This window comes from Microbacterium halophytorum, from assembly GCF_002970975.1.
Classification (GTDB): Bacteria; Actinomycetota; Actinomycetes; order Actinomycetales; family Microbacteriaceae; genus Microbacterium; species Microbacterium halophytorum.
Map to the genome: position 1 here is coordinate 151,208 of NZ_PNFA01000009.1, position 21,858 is coordinate 173,065.

A 21,858-nucleotide genomic window follows, 5' to 3' on the forward strand; every position below is an offset into this window, starting at 1 on the left:
TCCAGCGCGTCAGCGCGTGCGCAGACTCGAGGGCGGTGACCGGAAGGCCCGAGTGAAGGCGTACGAGAACGCAGCCGGCGTGGCGTAGCCGAGCCTCCCAGCGACCTCGCTGACGTTCTGGTGCCGCAGCATCGGAACCGCGGACAACAGCCGGGCGCGCGACCGCCATGCGCCGGGGCTCATTCCGACGTCCTCGCGGAACCGCCGAGAGAAGGTGCGCTCGCTCATTCCCGCGTCGCGCGCCCACACGACGTTCCCGACCGCGAGGTCCGGGTCGGCGAGATACCGACGGCACAGCTCGGTGAACGGTGCCGCGCGCGGGATCGGAATGTGCAGGGGCACCTCTCGCAATCGGGACGCTTCGTGAAGGACGAGTTCCAGTACGGCCCCGTCGCGCTCGCTCAGCGCATCACGGGGGTCGATGTCGGAGGCAGCCAGCAGCAGCTCCCGCAGGAGAGGGCCGACCTCGACGACCCGGCATTCATCAGGCCACCAGGTGACCACCGCGGGGTCGACGTAGAGGCTGTTGGTCTCGACGTCGAGCATGCGCACCTGGTGCCGCGTGCCCGGAGGGATCAGCGCCGCCCGCTCCCCCGGCACCGTCCACGCCCCGTGATCGGTCTCGACGAGCATCGTCCCCGTCGCCGCATAGAGGAGCTGCGCTCGCCGATGCTCGTGCCAGAGGAGCAGATGCCCGGGCGGATAGGAGGTCGCGATCGGCAGCACCGGTACCGGCAGCGCGTCGACTTCCGCAAGCATCACGTTCCGCACCCGATCAGGCTAGCGGCCGGAACTCGACTGTTCCTGCCCCACATTCGAATGCGCGCAGTTCAACGGCTCGCTGAGATGGGTTCAGTGATCGTCCTCGCGCTCGTCCTCATCGGAGTCCTGACCGGCCTGACCACCGTGCTGTTCGGTTTCGGAGGAGGATTCGTCACCGTCCCCGTCATCATCTGGGTCGACGCGGCAGTCGGCTCCGACGTCGGGACGGTAGCCGTCGCAACGTCCGCGATCGTCATGGTCGTGAACGCCGCTGTCGCCACCGCGGCTGCGCCTCGCCCCGTTCTCGCCCGTCTCCGCGGGCGGGGCGCGCTCCTGTGCCTGCTCGCCGCAGGCGGGCTGTTCGGTGCTCTGGCCGCCCTGGAGGCCCCCGCGGAGGTGAACTCGTGGGGCTTCGTGATCTACGTGGCGGTCACGATCGTCGACGCGCTCGCCCGGCCCGGCTTCCTACGGTCCGCGGATGCCCCGAGTGACGAAGCGCCATGGCGAGCGATCCCGACCGCCCTCGGCGCGCCCATCGGTGCGGTTGCGTCGTTCCTCGGCGTCGGCGGCAGTGTCATGACCGTACCGCTCATGCGCCGCGCAGGCCTCCCGATGAGGTACGCCGCCGCCCTCGCGAACCCTCTGACTCTCGCGATCATCGTCCCCGCCGCGGCCGTCTTCCTGTTCGCCCGTCGCCTCTCCGATAGCCATGGTGCGCTGCTCCCCGTCGGCGTCGTCGACCTCGGCGCAGCCGCCCTCCTCCTCGCCGGAGCGATTCCCGTCATCGTCGCGGTGCGCCGCCGCCCGCCGTACATTCCCGACCGAGTCCACGCCCGGGCGTACGTAGGTCTGCTCGCCGTCGTGGTGGCAGTTATGCTCATCCCCCTGCTCCGGACGCGCGGCGCGTAGCCGTTCAGAGCGGCTTCGTGCGCGCGAGGCTTCCCAGCAGCACGGATCGGCGGCGCCTCCTCTGGCTTTGCGGCACCGCCCTGAGCGTGCGTGGCGGGCAACCGAGCGCGTGACACCGGTCGCCCGCCGCGCGGGCTCGCGTCAGAAGACGACGACCGGCTTCAGCGTCACTCCCGACGCGGAGTCCTCGAACGCCTGGTTGATATCGGCGAAGGGGTAGCTGCGGACGAGCTTGTCGAAGGGGAACAACCCGGCCTCGTAGAGCGCGACGAGCCTCGGCACGAAGCTCGACGGCACGGAATCGCCCTCGACGATGAACGACACGCGCACGCCGATCGGCAGGAGCGAGCCGATGTCGAGCGGCGCCTCGGTGCCGAGAGCCGCCGCGCCGACCACGCCGAGGTGCCCGCGCACGCGCAGGGAGCTCGCCGCACCCGTGAAAACCGCGGGCACGCCGGTCGTGTCCAGCGCGTACTCCGCGCCGCCGCCCGTGATCTCCTTGATCCGTACGGCCGCGTCTTCGACGGACGTATCGATGACGTGCGTCGCGCCCAGCTCCTTGGCGAGCTCGAGACGGCTGGGCACGCGATCGATCGCGATGATCGTCGTGCATCCGGCGATCACCGCGGCCAGCAGGGCCGACATCCCCACCGCACCTGCGCCGAAGATCGCGATCGAGGAACCGGCGGGCGGATTCAGCGAGTTGAGCACGGCGCCCGCGCCGGTCTGGATGCCGCAGCCGAGCGGCGCGAGGATCTCCAGCGGGGCGTCGTCCGGAACCTTCACGACGCACTGCACCGGAACGTTCGCGTGATCGGCGAACGAGCTCTGCCCGAAGAAGTGCGACGACACGGGCGACTCGCCCTGAGAGAGCGACGTGCTGCCGTCCGCCCGCGCGCCGCCGAAGTTGCGGCCGTAGAAGTCGACGCAGTATTGGGGCGTGCCCGTGCTGCAGTTGGCGCAGTGCCCGCAGTAGTTGAACGACAGGACGACCTTGTCGCCGGCTTCGAAGCCGTCGACTCCGGGACCGACGGCGTCGACGACGCCGGCGCCTTCGTGTCCGAGCACGGCGGGGAGCGGCGTCGGGTACCACTGATCGCGGACGATCGCGTCGGTGTGACAGACGCCGGATGCGACCATCCGGACGCGGACCTCGCCCGCACCCGGTTCGCCGAGTTCCAGCTCGGTGATCGTCAGCGGGGTCTTCGGTGCGGTGGCGACCGCTGCGGTGACCTTCATGGGTTGTCCTTCCTGGAATCACGAGATCCGTTCACGGCTCTGGCGCCGGCGATGCCGACCACTGGTGGGGACGGTGCTGGTCCCGACCGGCTCCTCGCTCGTCGGCGAGGAGATATCCGTGGGGCGAGCCTACAAGGGCGGCGCGAACCGAACAGCTCCGCGCCCGCCGGTTGGCGGCGTATCGTCCCCTGCCGGGCCGGCCCTGCGCAGACGAACGGGCTCGAGCCCGTAAGAATCTGCAAGTTCGGGCCCGTTCATCTGAGCTCGCCAGGTCTGGGCGGGGTCAGCCCGTCAGAAGTCCCATTCGCCATCTTCCATCACTACGGCCTCTCTGATGGCGCACGGCGGACCTGGGCCGACCGATCTTCGTCTCCGCGGCAACACCGCCGATGGGCGGGGAATGCGCTCGTTCGGTGCTCCTTCTGTCAGAACGGGTACTTCGCGATGTCGGCCTGCACCGTGACCCACTGGGTCTCGGTGAACGCCTCGATGTTGGCCTCATGCCCCCCGAAACGAGCTCCGGTTCCCGACGCGCCGACGCCACCGAACGGGGCAACAGCTTCGTCGTCGACCGTCTGGTCGTTGATGTGCACGATGCCCGACGGGATCCGCTCACTGAGCTCGAGCGCGCGGTAGGCGTTGCTCGACAGGATGCCGAGGGACAGCCCGTACTCCGTGGCGGTCGCGAGATCGATCAGTTCATCAATGGTCGAGAACTTCGTCACGGGTGCCACAGGGCCGAAGATCTCCTCAGCGAAGGCACGATGATCCGGCGCGACGTCGGCGAGCACCGTGGCGTCATAGAACAGATCTCGGTGCGTGCCACCGGCCGCGAGGACAGCGCCCGCAGAGATCGAATCCTGAACAATGCCGTCGATCTTCGAAAGCTGGTTGCCGTCAATGATCGGACCGAGAGGCGCGCCGTCCAGCGGGTTTCCCGTGGGGATTCCCTTCGCCTTCGCCGCGAGGAGCTCGACGTACTCGTCGTACACGCGTTCGTGCACCAGATGGCGTCCCGTCGTCATGCAGATCTGGCCCTGATGCAGGAAGGAACCCCAGGCGCCGGCTGAGGCCGCGGCTTCGACCTCGACGTCATCGAGCACCACGATGGCGTTGTTGCCTCCCAGCTCGAGATGGGCGCGCTTGAGCAGGCGGCCCGCGCGTTCGCCCACGATGCGACCTGCCTGAGTGGAGCCAGTGAACGAGATGACACGCACCGTCGGCTCTTCGACGAGGGCGCTGCCCACCTCCGCGCCGCCGGGCAGCACGTGGAAAAGCCCGTCGGGGAGCCCCGCTTCTTCTAGGATCGCCGCGAACACCAACCCACCGGACACGCTCGTGCGCGGGTCTGGCTTCAGGAGGACCGCGTTGCCGAGAGCGAGCGCAGGCGCGACAGAACGCGCGGTCAGAATGCCGGGGAAGTTGAACGGCGAGATGACGCCCACGGTACCGACCGGCGTGCGGCGCGCCATGCTGAGGCGCGGCTTGCCGCTGCGCAGAATCTGACCGTACGGCATCTGTGCAGTGGCCGCGGCGAAGTAGAACTCCGAAGCTACGAGCCCCGACTCGTACTCGGCCTTTCCTTCGCCCGAACCCGCCTCACGCATGAGCCAGTCCTGCATGACGGAAGCACGTTCCGTGAAGAGATCGCCCGCGAGGCGCAGGATCCTCGACTTCTCGTCAGCGGGCACGCGCTCCCACTCGCGCTGAGCCTTTGCGGCGCTCGCCGCCGCCGTTGCCACATCCGCGGCGGAGGCCACGCCGTAGCGACCGATCTCGGCTCCGGTCGCGGGCTCTCGCACGGGCGCAGACTCCGTCGCCGCGCGCCACCCCTCACTGAAGAGCTTCCCATCCCAGGTCGACAGTTCGAAGAACGTCATCGTTTTCCTTCCAGTTCACGGTGTTCAGTAGGCATCGATCAACGATCGCAGCCATCGGATATCGGCTCGTCGATGTGGACGACGCCGGTGGACAAATCGACCGTGCTCTTCGTTGCGCGGGAACGGACGATGCCGGTCACGAGCCCAACAACAGCGGCGATCGGGAGGAGCCACGGCAGCAGCGTCGCCGGGCCCTCGGTGACGCCGGTGAGCAACGGGAAGTTGACGACGGCCAGGACGATCGCGCCGACCAGGCCGACACCGCCGAGCGCGGGAGCGATGAAGTTCGCCCAGGCCCCGCTGCGCGCTCCGCGATTGCGCATGAAGTATCCGACGACGGCGGCCGCGCCGGCCGCTTGGAGCACGAGGACCCCGAGTGTGCCCACCCCGACGAGCCACAGATAGATTGTCAGGAACGGATCCGCCTGGGCGATGACGAACACCAGCAAGACGACGGCCGTAAACAGGGAGAGGACGATGCTCGCCGTGCTCGGGCTCTTGAAGCGGCGATGGGTCCTACCGAGTCGGCGGTCGAGGAATCCAGCCCGGCCGAGCGAGAACAGGTATCGACTGAGCGTGTTGTGGAATGCGAGGAGAACGGCGATCAGGCTCGTCACGACGAGGATGCGCATCACGACCGTCGACCATTCGCCGACGTACTGCGTGTTCGCGGCGAACACGAACTCGACGGGGTCGGCGATCGCTGCGGCCTGCACGTCCTCGGAGCCGTACGCCAGCCCGAGCGCCCACATTGTGGCGGCATACATGACGCCGATCACGATGATCGACGCATACGTCGCCCGGGGAATCGTCTTCTTAGGGCGACGCGCTTCCTCACCGTAGATCACAGTCGCTTCGAATCCGACGAAGCACGCGAAGGCGAACAGCAGTCCGGCGCCCATCTCCGGCGAGAAGACGTTGCTCGGCATGAACGCGTCGATGTTGAGGCCGCCCGCCCCGCCGGTCGCAATAACAACGACGTCGAAGATGACGAGGATGAGCACCTCGAGGATCATGAGCACGCCCAGCACGGAAGCGGAGAGCTGGATGTCCAAGTAGCCGAAAACGCCTATCAAGACGACGCCAGCGAACGCGATCACCTGCCACGGGATGCTCCAGCCGAGCAGGCTGGAGAACAGGTCTGCCGTGAACACTGAGAACTGTCCGATCAGCCCGATCAGCATTCCCGCATACGCGAGCATCGCGACGCCCGCCATCAGATAGCCGGCGTGCCGTCCGAGCCCCTTCCCGGCGAACGCGGCGAACCCACCGGCGCTGGTGACGTGGCGGCTCATCGCGGCGAAACCGACGCCGAACAGGAGGAGCACGAGCGCGGCGATGACATACATCGCCGGCGCGCCAACGCCGGAGAACGTGAACACCACCGGCCCGGCGCCGAGAACTGCTGCCAGGGGAGCAGCTGTCGCGACGACGAAGAACACGATCGCAGATACACCGAGCGATCCGCGTTTCAACGTCGTCTCGTCGTGGGCTCCGCCAGTACCGGCAGCGTGGTGAGTCATAGTCGGCTCTCTTCGTTGAGTCGGCCAAGCGGGCCGAGGTAGGTCTGCGCGCTCGCAACATCGCGTCGTACCATCGTCTGACCGGGGGCGAGGAGCGGCAACGCCCGAATCACGATCGCTCGATCGCCCCAAGCGATCGCCGCGCGCAGAGGAGGAGAGCAATGGAGCTGCGTCAACTCCGCTACTTCGCGCGCGTTGCCGAGACGCTGCACTTCGGTCGCGCCGCCCAGAAGGAGTACGTGACCCAATCGGTCATCAGTACGCAGATTGCCTCGCTCGAGAAGGAGCTGGGCTTCCGGCTCTTCGACCGCACCAGTCATCGCGTCAGCCTCACTCCTGCCGGCGAGGCCTTCCTGAAGGACGTGGAGCAGACGCTATCCGCACTGGGCACGGCCGTAAGCCAGGCACGGAACATCGCGATGGGCCCGAATCGGCGGTTGCGCGTCGGGGTCTTCGGCGAGGGGGCCGGGCCCCTGACGCACTTGATCCTGTCGGCGTTCCGAGCCGAAGGTGCGTCCGCCGACATCCAGTTCGTGGAGCTGTCGATGGTGAATCAGCGCACTGCGCTGATTGACGGTGATGTCGACGTCGCGCTGTTGCGCCTGCCGATCACCGACGACAGGCTCGACGTCTTTCCGTTGTTCGCCGAACCTCGAGTGGCGGCGATTCCGGCGGATGACGAGTTGGCGGATGCACCGGAGCTCTCGGTCCTCGACCTGTTGGACAGGCCGTTCGCCGTCGCTGCCGATGGGACGCCTGCGGATTGGCGCTCGTACTGGTCCTTCGATCTTCAGCGCGGGGAGCACAGCCGGGTCGGCGGAGAAGTTCGCTCGGTTCAGGAGAGCCTCGCCACGATCGCCTATGGGAAGGCGGTCGACACGTTCCCCTCGACCGCCGCCGCAATGTTCACTCACCCAGGGGTGCGCTACGTAGCGCTCGCGGATGCCGAGCCTTCCAGTCTGGCGCTCGTGTACCTCGCACGCCGCGCCTCGGATCGAACCGTTGAGCAGTTCCGCTCGGTCGCGGCGCAGATCGTCTCCCAGCACCTCTCGCTCGTCCCGGGAGCTGTCAGCCTCATCCGCCCCGAGAAGTGACGATCGCGATCCGCGATCGCCCGATCGCGGATGCGTCGTTGCTCGATGCGGCCGTGCATCCGACGATGAGATGACTTGCCACTGTCCGCCACCCAGACCAGCGGGTCGTCTTCGACGACGCATGCCGTGAGGCACAGCGTCACCCCGCGATGGAGGAACCAATGCCTGCGCTCACGCTCGAGTCGAGCCTCGACAAGTTCTCGACGAAGTTCGCCGCTTCGGCCGAACTAACCCGTGAGGGCAGGAGTCTCATCCCGGGCGGGTACAGCCGGAACTCGTTCAACTTCGGCCCACACGCGGTCTTCGCCGAGAGCGGCGACGGCGCGTATATCCAGACGGTCGACGGCAACCGCCTCCTGGATCTGAACAACAACTACACCGTGAACGTCCTGGGGCACAACCACCCCGCGATCACGGATGCGCTCACCGCCGCGATCCCCACCGGCTTCTCGTTCGGCAACCCCAGCCCCGCCGAGGCTGACCTCGCACGCATCCTGATCGATCGCGTTCCGTCCGTGGAGAAGATCCAGTTCTCCTGCTCCGCCACGGAGTCGTGCATGAGCGCGATCCGCGTGGCCCGTGCCTACACCGGCAGGACGAAGATCGCCAAGTTCGAGGGCGGGTACCACGGCTTCAGCGACCTGCTCCACGTCTCGTCACACCCGAACCCGGCCCTGAGCGGCACGTCGGATGCGCCGAATCCACTCCCCGACAGCGGCGGCATCCCGACCGCAGACGTCGACAACATCGTTCTACTCACCCAGAACGATCTCGCCGGGTGCGAGCGCACACTGCGCGCGCACGCCGCCGAGATCGCGTGCGTGATCATGGAGCTTCAGAGCGGCGCTGGCGGGCTCGTCGTGCTCGATCAGGACTTCGTCGAAGGGATTCGCGCTCTCACGAAGGAGCTCGGGATCGTCCTGATCTTCGATGAAACGATCAGCCTGCGCGCCAGCTTCCACGGGCTGCAGGGCGTGTACGGGGTGACACCCGATCTCACCGTCATGGGCAAGATCATCGGCGGCGGCATGCCCCTCGGCGCGGTCGGCGGCTCCGCTGAGGTAATGCAGGTCCTCGAGGACGGCCGTGTCACGATCTCCGGCACCCACCACGGCCACCGTCTCGCTCTGGTCGCCGGCGCAGCGTGCATGCAGGAGCTGGACGAAGCGGCGTTCGAAAGGCTGAACGGCTACGCCACCCGGATCATGACCGAGGTGAACTCGTGGTCGCAGAACCGCAACAGCCCGCTCGCCGTCTACGGCAAAGGCTTCTCTCATCTGGCGTACGGATACATGAAGGAGCCGGGGTTCGCGATCACCACGCACCGCGACTACTGGCGGAACCTGGATGGCGAGAAGACCCAGATCATCTCGCTCGAGCTCGCGAACCGCGGGTTCTTCCCTGTACATCGCGGCGAATTCTCGCTGTCGCTGCCGATGACCGATGCCGACATCAGCTCGTTCATCGAGACGCTTCAAGCCATCGTCGAAGACCTCGAGAGCTGACACTCAGGGACGCCCCTGTCGTGAACCATGCGTCCGATGCGCGTGACGCCGCTTCGGTCGCCCGCGAATCACAGGCTGCTCGCGTGTACGCCTGCCGCGCTTTGGACTGCGGCGCTCGAGAACTACACGGCCTCTTTGCCCGCCTTCATCAGCGGTGCCCCGTCGCCGGGCTCACGCACCCACTCGCCGCTGCATCAGCACGGTGTCCAGCCACTGGTCGTGCTTGAACCCGACCTCCTTCAACCGGCCCACGTCCTCGAAACCGAGGCGTCGGTGAAGCTCGGCGGAGGCGGGGTTCCCGGTGTCCACGACCACCGCGACCATCTGCCGGCATCCGGCAACGCCGGCACGTTCGATCAGCACCGACAGCAGCGCCTTACCGATACCGCGGCCCGCGGCCGAAGGCGCGACGTAGATCGTGTCCTCGACGGTGTGCCGATAGGCGGCCTTCGGGCGCCACGGCGCGACGTAGGCGAAGCCGACGACACCCGTGTGGTCCTCGGCAACCAGGAAGGGCAGGCCGTGCGCCTCCAGATCCCGGCACCGCTGTTCCCACTCCTGGACATCCGGCGCCGTCTCGGCGAACGTCACGACGGTATTGCGGACGTAGTGCTCCATGATCGCCGCGATCTGACGGAGCTCGGCCGTCTCGGGGATCGCGTCGCGAATGGTGGCAGCAGCGTGATTCACGGCGCTCAGCCCTTTCTCATGGGGGACGACGAAGCGCCGCCGGGCGCACAGGCCCGGCGGCGCGTCACACTGGCGGCGCGGCGGGACCTCAGAATGCGAAGTAAGGCCAGTCGTCGTCCTCGGTGGCCACGGCCTTGCCGATGACGTATGACGAGCCAGAACCCGAGAAGAAGTCGTGGTTCTGACCTACCTCGGCCCTCGCAAGCCTACCCGCGGAATCATGCGACAGATGCCGACAGTTTGCGACACCTGCGACGGGGTCGAATCACGTCGAATGTGGGCAAAATGTGGGCACGCGGGGATCCACTCACGTGAAGCCCGATCGCCCGGCCTTGTCCTCTCTGCGACGAGCGCGATGAGGGTTGCGTAGGCTCATCGACCAGTGGGTTCGTTCGGTCCTCCCTTGTGGCCGAGGCTAGAGACGTACGCGGCGTTCGCGCGTTCGACGGCTACTTTGAGGGACGTGGCCCAGCCGATCACGTCGCCGCGGAATTGGACGCGGTACCGCGGTCCTGCCTCGGTGCGGCGCAGTTCGATGAGGCCGTACTGTTCGCCGAGGGTGGTGGCCATGGTCCACTTCCCCGGCTCTTGCTCGTCCGCTTGGAAGATCGGATGCCACCTCGCTGTCATGGCCGCGAGGGTACCCGCGCCTGGCGACGCTCTGTAAGCTCACGGCATGTGCGGACGTTTCGCCATCGATGACAAGGTCAACGAGTCGATCACGGACTTCGTCGAGCAGACCGGCCGGAAGCCCGAGGACTGGGCCCCTGACTGGGAAGCCCGGTGGAACATCGCGCCCACGACGCAGATCCCCGTGCTGCTCGACTCGGCGAAAGACCGGCAGCTCCGGTTCGTGCGGGCGCGCTGGTCGCTAGTCCCACCATGGTCGGACGCGATCGCACCGAAGTTCCCGACCTTCAACGCCCGTACCGAAGGCATCGCCGAGAAGGCCACCTGGAAGCGCCCGCTGAGGACGTCGCGGTGCATCATCCCGGCGAACGGCTATTACGAGTGGACCGGGGAGAAGGGCTCCAAGCAGCCGTGGTGGATCCACCCCGCCGACGGCCACATCGGGTTCGCCGGCCTCTACTCCTGGTGGCGCCCCAAGGGCACCGACGACGACTGGACCCTCACTGCGACGATCCTCACCACCGCGTCAGTTCCGCACCTCGCCAACATCCACGACCGCAACCCCGTGACCCTCCCCCAGCGGATGTGGGAGCACTGGATCGACCCGACTGTCACCGGCGACCAAGCCCTCGCCGACGAGGCCATCGCCACGCACCAGGACGAGGCCGCAGCGCTCGACTACTACCCCGTCGCACCGTTCAAGACCGGCGACAGCGGGCCGCAGCTCATCGAGCGAGCGGCGTAAGATCAGGCAGTGCCCTACCGCGTAACGCTCCGATCCGCCCAGACACTCGACATCGAAGCGCCGGCAGGGTCCCTCCCCGAGTTCACGCCAGCGATCCGCGCCGCAGTCCCCAACGGATTCGAGCTCGCTTCCGCACGAGCCCACGCTGGCACCGGCGTCGCTCGCGCTACGGAGACCAGAGAAGTGGAGATCGCGACCCTCGACGAGCTCCCGGCCGGCGTTCCCGATGGTTGGCAAGCGCTCAGCGTGTACGAGGTGTAGAAGCCACAGCATCCAAGCCGCGCGACCGGCCGGGCACCTCGGTACGCTCGCATACATGCCACGCAGGCTCGTCTGGTCCGAGGTCCGCGATCTCCTCGACATCGCCGCCTGCGTCGACGTCGACGAACTGATCGGAGCACTACGCGAGTACCAGGCCGATCCGCCGCTGCCGAACGAGCCCGTCGACCCTGACCTCGACTACGACGAGTAGCTGCCGATACGCGATCGCCGAAGATTGAGCCTCCGTCGCCCAGGACGATCACTGGTCGGCAATGCGCGCCTACCTCTCCGCCACGCTGAACTGGGGCTACGCTGTACGATTCGATACGCTGGCGGTCATGTCCGCCAGCGACCCGCAGAGTTCCGCCGGGGCGGGTTACGTTCACGTAGCCGCGAACCTTGGATCTTCGACAGGCGCTTTCCTGTGCCCGAGATGCAACAAGCACAGTTCGTTTCAACGGGCCCCGCTCAAAGTATCGACCACCGGCGGCCCACGCGGCAGCAAGCTAACGCACTTCCAAGACGACCACGAGTTCGGGATCGGCACGGTCGGGCTCGTGTCTGAAGAACTGGCCGTTCAGTGGTTCGCGGCGGTCTGCATGTGGTGCCGTCGGTCATCGGTGTGGCGCGACGACGAACTCATTTATCCAGTTCCTAGCGCTGACATCCATCCGCACCCGGACATGCCGGAAAGCGCAGCGAGCCTGTTCCGAGAATCGGCCGCTGTCCTCTCGACCTCGCCACGTGCGGCTGTGGCACTTGCCCGAGCATCACTCGAGACGTTCCTCAAGCATCAATATCCCGATGTCAAGCGGAAAGATCTCAACCAGCGGGTGGGACTTCTACACGGACAGGTGCGCAACCCGGTCTGGCAGACGCTCACAGCCCTACGCGTAGTCGGGAATGACGCGCTGCACGATGGCATCATCGCGATCGATGTCGACGGCACTGACGTAGGTACGATCCGGTCGTTGCTCCAGGCCGTGAACCTCTTGGTCGAGGAACTGATCACTCAGCCAGCTGCCGCGCAACACCTCTATGACCAACTACCAGAGGCAAAGAGAGTAGGCGCTGAGCAGACCGCCACACGGATGTCGACGGCGGGGCTGCCCGATGACACCACGCCCGTAGCAAGCTGACCTTCCGCGCACGACGAAAGCGCCCCGGCTACTCTCCCGTAAGAGAGCGCCGGGGCGCAGTGTGTGGCGTCGAAGTCAGACCGAGCCGTCGCGGGCATCCGTCTCAGAGGCGATCGCTCGTGCCGCACTGTCCGTGGGTGGTGCGGCGCCGGTCCTCTCAGCCGAACGAAGCGGCGAGCCCCGGGATAACCCGCGGGAGCCTGACTCGCCCGCACGGAACACACCTCGCTAGGCTCTGTGCCGCAACGCCTTGCGTCATGTGCTATATCGTGTAATAGTTGAGTCGTGCCCGCCCCCGAGGGGGAGAGGGAAGTCACCCCTGGGAGATCCTGTCGCTGATGGGGCCCAGGGGTTCGGCGTTTCTGGGGTCAGTATCCTTGGTTCGTCGGAAGAATCCAGGCCTGCCGCTCGAATCCATGCTCGCCGCCGTTCTGTATGGACTCGCAGACCGCACCGCACACGGCATCGGCGATCCAGAGTAACGGCTCGGCCGGTCCCGGCATGTGGTCGATACGGAAGTTTCGATCCACGACACGTTTGTTGCGCAGTGCGTCCAACATCTTCCTGTCTCGCACGTCGTCCGACTTGCCCCGCGATTCGAACACTGCGCGGTCGACCCCAACTTGGGACAGTTCGTACAGAAGCACCTCGATGCACGCGCGGCGGGAACGTTCAGGCGTTTCGTGGATAGTCGTTTTTCGCACAGCAACGAAGTGCATCAGGCTTAGGCCGAGCAAATCCGACACCACTTTTCCCTGCCGCGCTGGGTCCAGATTCGTCCAGTGGAGCTTGCGCGCCCCGGCCGGGAGACTTCGCCGCAGCGCATTGCGCGTGGACTCTTCACCGTCTTCACTTATGACGAACGAAGCAGTGAGCACGAACGGTAGCCCGCTCCCAGTCCCCCCTACTTGGGCCTCGTCAACGTAGGCGCATTCCACCGGCGCGCTACCTACGTCAGGCGGGCTCGGATGCGGTCCCAGTCAAGATTCGATACGGCGTCATCGAAACTGTCCGCTGGATTGTGCATCCGGTCCAACAGTTCGTCGTTCTCGTCATGAAGGTCGATGGTCCACTGCTCGGCTCCGAGGTACGTCTCCGGGTTCTCGCCCGCTGGCCACCGTGTGACTTCCACGCGAACGGATTCAGGCCCGCTCGCCGTCTCGACATCCAGGTGGAGCGTCGTTGTCTCGACGAGATCAAGCCCGTGCGGAGTCGCGCTGATACCGCGCTTGGCGAGCGCGTCAAGCATCATCTTGGCATGGCGTTCACGAGTAGTCATGCCTCGACTTTAGATCAGTATCACCCCATGAGCGCCACCGTCTACGGGATAACGTCGTCGCGATCTCGCCGGAGAATATGGATGCGTCTCCCCTGCCGCCAGTTGCCCCGTCCGGGGCGATCAGCGTTTCATGTGTAGACGGTCGCGGGGAGCCCGCCGCAGTCTCGCCTGCCGTGACGCGTACGAAGACTGACCGCAACGAAGAAGCGCGCCCCGGCCGCTCCCTTGTGAGGAGCAGACCGGGGCGCAGTTCTGTACCAGCGCTTTATGCTTTGGTCTTCGCGTTCACTGCGGCGCGGCCATCAGCTTTCACCTCGCGGGGTAGAGCCGAGGCCGATCTTCTTCAGCCACGCGTCGACGGCAGGAATCGCCATGACGCGTGAGATCGCGGCACTGATCGCTGCGGCACCCGCGATGACGCCGGCCGCCCACGCGACCCAGGACGCCGGCAGAACGTCCGCGACAGCGTCGAGCACCTGCGGTGCGACGAGAACGAACGTGGCGAGGATGCCGGCGAGGGTGACGGCAACCTGCACGGCGGTACGCAGGGCACGCTGCGCCTTGAACCAGATCTCGCCCGAGGGCTGAGTAGTGCTCATGGTTTCTCCTTCGTGTGATGTGCGGACGTCGACGGCCAGTCGGGCAGATCCCCGGGGCCGAGACAGGGCGCGTCGATGATGATGCGGCGGTGTACCGCGAGGGCTTCGCGCAGGATTCGGTTGTCGCGCTCGGCACGATCCGCGCGGTCGATCTCCTGCCGCCGGAGTGCGACCTTCGTGTCGCGTGCCCGGTTCCACTGCTCGACGGCGGTCTTGATGACGAGGCTGACGACGCCGCCACCGATGAGGGCGACGACCCACTGGGTAACATCCATCAGCTACCCCCGGCGTGGCTCGTAGTCCCACCTGCGGGTGAGCATCATGCGGACGATGAAGACAGCGGCGGCGAGGACGATGAAACCCATCTGTGTCCAGCGTGACGATCCGGGTTCGGCGTTTATCTGCGCGGCGAGGACGGTTGCCTCGTAGATGCCCGCCCCGGCGAGGATGAGACCGATCGAGGATCGTTCCACCCACCACCAGCCCGGCAGCACCGCGACCGTGCCGCCGAGCCCGCCCAGCGTGATCAGCACCGCCCAGAACAATGTCAGTGCCGTCCCGAGCCGCCATTCGACCGACGACGGCGGGTTCGTGATCGTCACCATCCCGACCGCCGTCGTGATCAGGTACACGCAGAAGTAGAACGCTTTCAGGTGCCGCGGCTCGCTGATCGCCTCCCACAACCGCCGCACTGCAGAGACGGCACGCATGATCACCCCTTGAGGCGTTCGGCGGTCTTCGTGAGGATCGCGTCTGCGAGCTCGGACGCCTGCACCTCGGTCACCTGGCCGGCGATCGCGTCCGCGAGGGCCTGCACGTCGATGTCGCCGCCGCCCTGCGCGCGTTCGATCTGCTGCGCACCGATCTCCGACATGATCGCGCCCGTGAGGGAGCCGTGCGTACGGACGCCCTTCTTTCCGAAGCGCACGCTGTCGTAGATCGCGAGCACGCGATCCGCCATGCGCTTGATCAGGTCACCGATACCGTTCCGCGCCCACACGTGCGCGGCCATGTCCTCGTACGGGAAGGTGCGGATAACCTCCGCGGCAACCCGCTTCACGTCTTCACTGGAAAGGGGCATGTCTTCCTCCTCGATCTCGCCTGCCGCGCTGGCAGTGCTGTAGTTGATGGGTGCGCCAAGAATGGTCTCGGTCCACCCGAAGTAGGGCCGGCCGATCTGCGCTTCACGCTGGTCGATCGTGCAGACGCCGACCTCGCCGTACTTCGGGTAGTCGGTAGCGACGACTCGGCCACCGCCGAGGCTGATCACGACATCGCCCGCGTCACTCCCTGCCTTCGGCCCCCACCAGACGGGGACACCTGCGGGCGGGTTACGGTCGCCGGCGTGCTTGCCCGGGCTCCCGTACCAACCGGCCGTGGCCGTCTGATAGTCGCCATTGGCGAGGCCCGCCGCTCCCGCCTGCGCGTACGCCTGCCACACGTAGTAGAGGCACGCGCCGTGATGGGCGAGCTCGCCCCAATTGCGGAGGATGCTCGCCGCCTTCGCTCCGTCAGCTGCCATAGTGTCCCTCCCGGGAAATAGGAAGCCCGCCCGGGTTTCAAGCCCGGGCGGGCTGTCAATTCGCCCCGATCGGGGGCTGTATCGGGGTTAGGCGACGGATGCCGTGTTTGCGTTCGTGAACCACGCCACCGATGCGCGCAGCACTTCGCCGGTCGTGTTGCCGCGCACGATGATCCGGCCGTTCGGATTCACCTGGATGGGGCACCGCTTGACCGTCGAGTGGTCCGGCGTGGCGTCTCCGTAGGCGAACGTCGTCGGCGTGTATCCCTGGGGGATTCCGCTCGTGACATCGGCTCCTTCAGGCAGCTCGATCCCGGCGATCGTCAGCGTCACTCGATCGCTCGATCGTGTGACCGAGATGTGGCCGCCGGGCGACCCCACGACGGCTCCGGGGAATCGGTCGGTGATGTCGAGCTCCGTCAGCCCGGCTCCTCGAGGCTCGTACCGGGAATCGAGCTCGTGCCGCGTGTAGCTCGAGCCGTCCGCGAGGATCATCGCCATATCGAGGTCCGTGCTCATCGCGGACGCCGATCCGGCAACGAGTGCTGCACCGTCGAGGACGGCTCGCGCGTCGGCGTACCGTTCGTTGATCGGATTCGCCCCGAGGGTCACGACCGTGCGGCCGTCGCTGGTGACGAAAGCGACGTTGCCGACGATCTGCGTACTCCCTGTGAGGCCTCCCGTCTTCCCTGCCCGGAACTCGGGCAGGTTGCGCGCGGTCGGATCGATCGTGTGCACCGCGTCCAGGACGCGTGCGTTCGGACCAGTCACCTCAACCTGTGCCGTGTACTGCCCCATGATGTCGATCAGCGTCGGGTCCTCTGCATCGATCCGCTCGATGAGCTCCGCGAGCTGCTCCGCGGTCGCACGGTTCGAGAACGACAGGCCCGACGTGTCGTTGAAGATCGCGCCTTCCCAGCCCCACGACGTGGCCTGCGTGTTCATCGCGGTGATGAAGTCGGCCATGCCTGTGCCGATCTGTTCCCCGACGACACGGCCCATGACGCGCGCGGCGGCGTTGTGCGAGGGCAGCATCATCAGCTCGAGCAGACCGCGATAGGTGATCTGGTCGCCGTCCTGTAGGCGCGGGAGCGTGCCCGACCCGGTGAGGCCGTCCGCCGTCGTCACGGTCACGGTCTCGTCGAGACGTGCGTCCGTGATCGTCTGGCGTGCGAGCCAGGCGGTGAGCATCTTCGTCAGCGATGCCGGGATGATCGGCTCGCTCACGTTCTTCTCGAACGTGACCGCGCCGGCTTCACGCATGATCGCCGCCTTCGACGACAGCCCGTCGACCTGGTAACCAGGCGGATTGGAGCGCGCCGTGAGCAGTCGCTCCATCCGCTGTCGCACCTCGGCTGAGGGCACACCGTCGAAGATCGCGATCGCGCCGATCTTGCCGTCCCACGTGTAGGCAGCGTTTCCCGACGAGTGTCCACCGATCGTGAGACCGGACATCGGCATGGTGAACGGGTGGTCGGGTCCGCCGGAGCCGTCGTGGTACTGCGCGACGCCGTCGATGAAGAAGCGAGAGCCGGTGTTGCCGTTGAACAGCGCGCCGATCACGTGCATGTCGGTGTCCTGCGTCGAGTTGCGAGCCATCCGGTTGTGGCCGGCATAGTACGCCCACGACTGGTTGCCGGTGCCAGCGACGAAGATCGCGTTGCGGTCGGCGGTCGAGCTGTCGACTGCGAAGTTCCCCGTCCCCATCTCACCCGTGCGCGACTGCGCGACCACCATGATGAACGTTGGCTGCTCCTTGGCGGCCGCGAAGGGGCCCGTGCGGAGGGAGTGCTCCCCGCCGGCCTTCATGTAGTCCAGCGCGTCTGATGCGCCGAACCCATCAGGAGCGAACGCCGGGCGGCGTGCGTACGACGGTGCGACGGCGTCGGGAAGGTTCCCAAGCGCGTCGCGCAGCCGGTCGACCTGCCCGTCAATGATGTCGCGGGTGCGGGCGTTCGATGGGTCGTAGACCGCGGCCCAACCATCAGCGATCGCGAGATCCACCAGCGCCTGTGCTTCCGCCGAGGGCGACACGTCGTCTTCCCAAGCGAGGCGACGCCATCCGGTGAACGTCGTTACCCCGTCGGTACTCAGCCAGCCGCGACGCACCCACTCGCCCGACGACTCGGTGTAGGACTGTCGCACGACGCCGGGGTGATCCGTCGGGTCGACCTTGAGGATCGCCGGCGACGGCGGCACAGCGTACGGAAGGCCCGCGCGAGCAACGCCGGACTCGATCCGGTACGTGCCCGCGTGCGCCTCGTCGACGAGCGTGTCAGCATCAGCCTCGAGCACGCCGCGCGGCATCGAGACGATGTCGGACGACACGATCATCTGCCATGCGCCCCAGGCCGAGCTCGACACGACCTCACGCCATGCGGCGGGCCTACCTGCTACGTAGACGCGCTGGACTTCCGAGAGGCCGGGAGCGGCCGAGACAACCTCAGCAGTCGCTTCGTTCTGCAGCGGGAGCATCCACTCCGGCAGTCCCTGGATCGTCGCACCGACTCGCCAGTTACCCGCCCACTGCCGGCCGCGCATGTCGTCCATGTGCGTGCCCTCAGGCACCGCACCGCGAGTGATCAGCGCCGCCCCCAGCGAGCGCAGCACGTCCTCCGTGATCGACGTCGGCGACGGGATCAGAGCAGACAGGGTGCCGCCGGGGAACAGTTTGTGGACGCCCGGGAGCTCGGCGTACGCATACGCCTTCCTCTCCGGGTCATCCGTCGTCGACAGCCAGCGGGCCGCGATCTTGTACTCCGTCTCCGGGCGGCCCTTGAGATGCACCGTGTACTCGCCCGTCGCGGCGTCCACGAGCTCCGCCTCGCCCTCGACCGCCGGGACCATAGCGTTGTCGACGACCATCGACTCCACGGGGCGGAAGAACACCTGCGGTGCACGCTCAGGCTCGATCGCTTGCCCCACCACGTCCTTCAGGTAGAAGGACACATCAAACTCGGCCATAACGCCTCCCCAGGCGGTCGCAATCTTGAGATACTGAGATGACCCTAGCGGTCGCTAGCGACATCTCCCCGGATCTCTCCGGGCAGAAGTGGACCTACGCGGCGTCCTGTGCCGCCATATAGGCCTCGAAGTCCTCGGTCGCGCCGAAACTCGGCATGGAGGCCGATGGGCCCGACCAGAAGGTGATGTGGCAGTGGGCGCCGTACCCGTAGTCGCTACCGAAGCCAGACGCCCCGGAGACCGCGACGACATCGCCCTGCGAGACCTGCTGCCCGACTGTCACGGGCGAGCCGGACAGATGCAGGAACCGGAACCAGGCGCCGCCGTCCGTCTTCATCGCGACGTACCGGCCGGTCGCGTTCGCGTTCGACAGGTTCACTTGCGTAATCTCGCCGTCAGCGGGCGCGTACACGCTCGTCCCGATCGGGCATTCGACGTCCGTGCCCGGCTCGGCGCTCGGCGGGTTGCGATCCTTGTGGCCCTGCCAAGACGACGAAACGCCCCACTGGGAGGCGCTCACGGGCCAGATGTAGCCCTCGGGATTCAGAACCGGTGGATCACCCGGGTCCCCCGGATCGCCGCCGTCTCCGGACCGTGGTGTCTTGTACAACTGCCCAGACGCGTCAGCGGTGACCAGGTAGTCACCTGCCCCGTCCGGCAGGCCCCGCATCGCGAACGCATCACCCACGAGATCCACAGCCGTCTCACCCTGGATGATGACGATGCCGTCGTTGCCGAAGATGTACGACGGCCCGGTGCCGAGTTGCATCGCCGCGACATCGCTGCCGAGGATGTTGAACCGCTTGAGCGTGATCGGCTCTGGGCCGTTGACGACGACCTCGCCACCGTCATGCACGGTGACGTCGCCGCCTGAGCGGACGTTGAAGCCGGCACCACTCTGGACGTTGTACGTGCCGGTCTGGTCGAAGGTTCCCTCGAGCGAGGTGTCGCCTGTGATCGCGAGGTCGCCGTCGATCGAGGTGTCACCGGTGATCGTCGTCGGTCCAACGACGCCGAGCGTCCCGGAGATGTCGACCTGCCCGGACAGAACGGCACGCCCGACGAGCTCGAACAGCCCCTCGACGCGGATGACCGAGCCGTCCTTCATCCGGACGCTGCCACGATCCGTCGACGCGTGGCGCAACGGGTTCGCCCGGAGCATGGCCCGAAGCGCCTTCACTTCCTCCTTGAGCGCCTGGAACTCGGCCGGGTTGACGACGCTACTCACAGCGGCACCACCTCCGGCTCGTACGTCTCTTCATCGGTGCTGCTGTAGGACAGTCCGACGGTGTAGTGCATGCCGTCCTCGGGGGCCAGGAACCGGTCGCCGGAGTACGTCAGGTGGAATCGCGTCCCGAGGCGCAGGCGCGGCAGTGCCGGCCGGCCCTGCTCGGCGTGTAGCCGGAACTCGGTCGCCTGCGATGGTGACCTGTGCTTCGCGATGTGCGACTCGGCGAGATCGCGGAGGTCGCCGTCTTCCGCGACCAGATCCACGGCCGCTTCACGCGCCGCCATCGGTGGGCCGGTGACCGGGCCGACCTCCTCGACCGGGCGATCCTCCCCGTAGCCCTCGCCGCGGGCGAAGACGCGGGACAGCTGCCCTTCGCCCGAGAAGGTCCGCTTCAGCCCCGAGCCGCGCGGCGACCGTACCGACATCGGCAGGTCGATCGTTGGTCCCGCGATCCTCGGGTCGCCGATCATCACGTCGTAGCGGAGGTACCCGTTGACAATCTTCGGGACGAGCGCGAGATCCGGCCCGCCAGTCTTCGACCGGATGTGGTCGATGATCTCGTCGATCGTGGTCCAGTCCTCACCCTCCCAGAGATGCGAGAAATTGCCGGCTTCGCCGAGGTAGGGGATGTCGAGCGGCAGGTCCCACGCGGGATCCCACATGCCGGCACCGATGCCGCGCTGGACGGCCTTCGCGAGCGCGCCGCGCAGCGACATCGACACGATCTGGAAGTCAGCCGCCGATGTGCCGTACGCGCCCTCGCCCGCCGAGAACGGGTAGCGGTCCTCGAACAGCGTGTCCGCGGTGACGGTCTCGAGCTCGAGGATCTCGTCCTCGGCCGACCATGTGAAGTTCCGCACCGGGCCGGCATACATCGGGACGCCGTCGTGGAACTCGCATAGCGTCGTCCACCAGTTGCGGACCGACTCCCGCCACGTGAACGCATCGTACGGGGATGTCGCGAGGCTGATCTGGTGCGTCCCGGAGCCTCGCGAGGTCATCGACAATCGCCACCGACCCTCGACGCTCTGCGAGTCGAGAGCAATCGGGATCGGGTGACCGTCGAGCGTGCCGTACATCGCGTAGGAGCGAGTGACCATCGTTCGCCCCCTTCCGCGCTATGGCAGGTACGTCTCCGAGTAGGTGACCTGCAGCTCGCCGGCCGAGGTCGCGAAGGTGTGCTGCCCGGGCGGGAGCTCGAGCGGGTCGCGGCGGGCGACGCCCTGGTTCACCGGAGTGCCGGCAACGTAGAAGATCCCGGTATCGGCGTCGTACTTGTGCCAGACGCCGTCGACGAGGTCGCGGGTCACGTCGACGCGCCCGCCCGGGCCCGTGATCGTGTAACCGCCCGTGTGCACACCTCGCACCCGGATCACGACAGGCGCCGGATAGGTGCCGTAGTGGTTGATCGTGACGGTCGACGCCCAGGCGGTCTGCTCCTCGTCCCCCGCATAGACCCGTTGGTCGTCCGCTCTGAACTCGATCGTGAAGTCCGCGAAGCCAGTCGACCCGCGCCGGACGATCTGCACCGCCCCGTTGCGCTTCACGAGCGCACGGCGCCATGGCCGGCCGAACTCGGTCCACGACAGCCAGCCGAGGTCGTCGTCGCCAGGGAGTATGCGCTGCAGACTGTCGATCAGCGTCCCGAGCATTGACGGGGTCGGGGCGTAGATGAATCCCTCGAGCGCCGGCTCTCGCGCGGCGTCGCGACGGTTCCGGGTGCGGACAAGGCCAGGGCGCCGCATCGCGAAGATGTCCTCCGCCGATACGGCGCCCCCGCCGAGGAACCCCTCGGCCTCGCGCACGTAGATCCCGGGCGTGAAGTCGAACGGCCCGCCGCTGAAATGCACTCCCCCGACAGTCCACCGAGTCGATTCCGCGCTGCC

22 protein-coding genes are annotated in these 21,858 nt (G+C 66.9%); 6 read left to right on the forward strand and 16 right to left on the reverse strand.

Annotated features, from left to right (window positions below):
* Positions 1–9 precede the first annotated feature (9 nt).
* Positions 10–771 carry an AraC family transcriptional regulator gene (locus tag C0010_RS10890; RefSeq protein ID WP_105567104.1) on the reverse strand — a complete coding sequence of 254 codons (762 nt, stop codon included), beginning with the start codon at positions 769–771 and terminating at the stop codon, positions 10–12.
* A 75-nt stretch (positions 772–846) separates the two neighbouring features.
* Here C0010_RS10890 and C0010_RS10895 point away from each other — a divergent pair, with 75 nt between their 5' ends.
* The gene (locus C0010_RS10895) at positions 847–1,671 is read left to right on the forward strand and encodes a sulfite exporter TauE/SafE family protein (protein ID WP_105567105.1); all 825 of its coding nucleotides are present in this window, start codon (positions 847–849) and stop codon (positions 1,669–1,671) included.
* Positions 1,672–1,812: 141 nt separating this feature from the next.
* On the opposite strand, the gene C0010_RS10900 is transcribed toward C0010_RS10895, so the two are convergent.
* The 3 genes from C0010_RS10900 to C0010_RS10910 form a co-directional block, all read right to left on the reverse strand.
* Positions 1,813–2,910 carry an NAD(P)-dependent alcohol dehydrogenase gene (locus C0010_RS10900; RefSeq protein WP_105567106.1) on the reverse strand — a complete coding sequence of 366 codons (1,098 nt, stop codon included), beginning with the start codon at positions 2,908–2,910 and terminating at the stop codon, positions 1,813–1,815.
* A 425-nt stretch (positions 2,911–3,335) separates the two neighbouring features.
* Positions 3,336–4,790 (reverse strand): aldehyde dehydrogenase family protein, encoded by a 1,455-nt coding sequence (locus tag C0010_RS10905; protein WP_105567107.1) that lies wholly within the window; start codon positions 4,788–4,790, stop codon positions 3,336–3,338.
* A gap of 38 nt (positions 4,791–4,828) precedes the next feature.
* The gene (locus C0010_RS10910; protein ID WP_105567108.1) at positions 4,829–6,313 is read right to left on the reverse strand and encodes an APC family permease; all 1,485 of its coding nucleotides are present in this window, start codon (positions 6,311–6,313) and stop codon (positions 4,829–4,831) included.
* 161 nt (positions 6,314–6,474) lie between these two features.
* Here C0010_RS10910 and C0010_RS10915 point away from each other — a divergent pair, with 161 nt between their 5' ends.
* The gene (locus C0010_RS10915) at positions 6,475–7,407 is read left to right on the forward strand and encodes a LysR family transcriptional regulator (RefSeq protein WP_105567109.1); all 933 of its coding nucleotides are present in this window, start codon (positions 6,475–6,477) and stop codon (positions 7,405–7,407) included.
* 161 nt (positions 7,408–7,568) lie between these two features.
* The gene (locus C0010_RS10920; RefSeq protein WP_105567110.1) at positions 7,569–8,912 is read left to right on the forward strand and encodes an aspartate aminotransferase family protein; all 1,344 of its coding nucleotides are present in this window, start codon (positions 7,569–7,571) and stop codon (positions 8,910–8,912) included.
* A gap of 171 nt (positions 8,913–9,083) precedes the next feature.
* Here the strand turns inward: C0010_RS10920 and C0010_RS10925 are convergent, their stop codons facing one another.
* Positions 9,084–9,602: a GNAT family N-acetyltransferase gene (locus tag C0010_RS10925; RefSeq protein ID WP_105567111.1), complete on the reverse strand. Its 519-nt coding sequence runs from the start codon at positions 9,600–9,602 to the stop codon at positions 9,084–9,086.
* 372 nt (positions 9,603–9,974) lie between these two features.
* Positions 9,975–10,232, reverse strand: a complete 258-nt coding sequence (locus C0010_RS10930) for a hypothetical protein (RefSeq protein ID WP_158685464.1) — start codon at positions 10,230–10,232, stop codon at positions 9,975–9,977.
* 46 nt (positions 10,233–10,278) lie between these two features.
* Here C0010_RS10930 and C0010_RS10935 point away from each other — a divergent pair, with 46 nt between their 5' ends.
* From C0010_RS10935 to C0010_RS10945, 3 genes are all read left to right on the forward strand, one after another.
* On the forward strand, positions 10,279–10,977 hold the full coding sequence (locus C0010_RS10935) for an SOS response-associated peptidase (protein ID WP_105567113.1): 699 nt from the start codon (positions 10,279–10,281) through the stop codon (positions 10,975–10,977).
* A gap of 316 nt (positions 10,978–11,293) precedes the next feature.
* Positions 11,294–11,449, forward strand: coding sequence for a hypothetical protein (locus C0010_RS15000; protein ID WP_158685466.1), 156 nt, complete (start codon positions 11,294–11,296; stop codon positions 11,447–11,449).
* 61 nt (positions 11,450–11,510) lie between these two features.
* A complete protein-coding gene (locus tag C0010_RS10945) occupies positions 11,511–12,377 on the forward strand; it encodes a DUF4145 domain-containing protein (RefSeq protein WP_105567115.1) in 867 nt (288 codons plus the stop codon).
* A 368-nt stretch (positions 12,378–12,745) separates the two neighbouring features.
* Here C0010_RS10945 and C0010_RS10950 read toward each other — a convergent pair whose 3' ends face one another.
* From C0010_RS10950 to C0010_RS10995, 10 genes are all read right to left on the reverse strand, one after another.
* On the reverse strand, positions 12,746–13,255 hold the full coding sequence (locus C0010_RS10950) for a hypothetical protein (RefSeq protein ID WP_158685468.1): 510 nt from the start codon (positions 13,253–13,255) through the stop codon (positions 12,746–12,748).
* A gap of 71 nt (positions 13,256–13,326) precedes the next feature.
* Complete coding sequence (locus tag C0010_RS10955; RefSeq protein ID WP_158685470.1) at positions 13,327–13,656, reverse strand: hypothetical protein; 330 nt, start codon at positions 13,654–13,656, stop codon at positions 13,327–13,329.
* A gap of 302 nt (positions 13,657–13,958) precedes the next feature.
* The gene (locus tag C0010_RS10960) at positions 13,959–14,255 is read right to left on the reverse strand and encodes a hypothetical protein (protein ID WP_105567118.1); all 297 of its coding nucleotides are present in this window, start codon (positions 14,253–14,255) and stop codon (positions 13,959–13,961) included.
* A complete protein-coding gene (locus C0010_RS10965; protein WP_105567119.1) occupies positions 14,252–14,530 on the reverse strand; it encodes a hypothetical protein in 279 nt (92 codons plus the stop codon). Before C0010_RS10965 ends, C0010_RS10960 begins: the two co-directional genes overlap by 4 nt.
* Positions 14,531–14,533: 3 nt before the next feature.
* Positions 14,534–14,971: a hypothetical protein gene (locus C0010_RS10970; RefSeq protein ID WP_105567120.1), complete on the reverse strand. Its 438-nt coding sequence runs from the start codon at positions 14,969–14,971 to the stop codon at positions 14,534–14,536.
* Positions 14,968–15,777, reverse strand: a complete 810-nt coding sequence (locus C0010_RS15155; RefSeq protein ID WP_198410830.1) for a hypothetical protein — start codon at positions 15,775–15,777, stop codon at positions 14,968–14,970. The genes C0010_RS10970 and C0010_RS15155 overlap by 4 nt, the downstream gene beginning before the upstream one ends.
* Before the next feature lie 87 nt (positions 15,778–15,864).
* Positions 15,865–18,741, reverse strand: coding sequence for a serine hydrolase (locus C0010_RS10980; protein ID WP_105567121.1), 2,877 nt, complete (start codon positions 18,739–18,741; stop codon positions 15,865–15,867).
* Between the two features lie 94 nt (positions 18,742–18,835).
* On the reverse strand, positions 18,836–19,969 hold the full coding sequence (locus C0010_RS10985; RefSeq protein WP_105567122.1) for a M23 family metallopeptidase: 1,134 nt from the start codon (positions 19,967–19,969) through the stop codon (positions 18,836–18,838).
* Positions 19,966–21,072: a hypothetical protein gene (locus tag C0010_RS10990; protein WP_105567123.1), complete on the reverse strand. Its 1,107-nt coding sequence runs from the start codon at positions 21,070–21,072 to the stop codon at positions 19,966–19,968. The genes C0010_RS10985 and C0010_RS10990 overlap by 4 nt, the downstream gene beginning before the upstream one ends.
* 18 nt (positions 21,073–21,090) lie before the next feature.
* The gene (locus C0010_RS10995; RefSeq protein ID WP_158685472.1) at positions 21,091–21,822 is read right to left on the reverse strand and encodes a phage tail family protein; all 732 of its coding nucleotides are present in this window, start codon (positions 21,820–21,822) and stop codon (positions 21,091–21,093) included.
* Positions 21,823–21,858 lie beyond the last annotated feature (36 nt).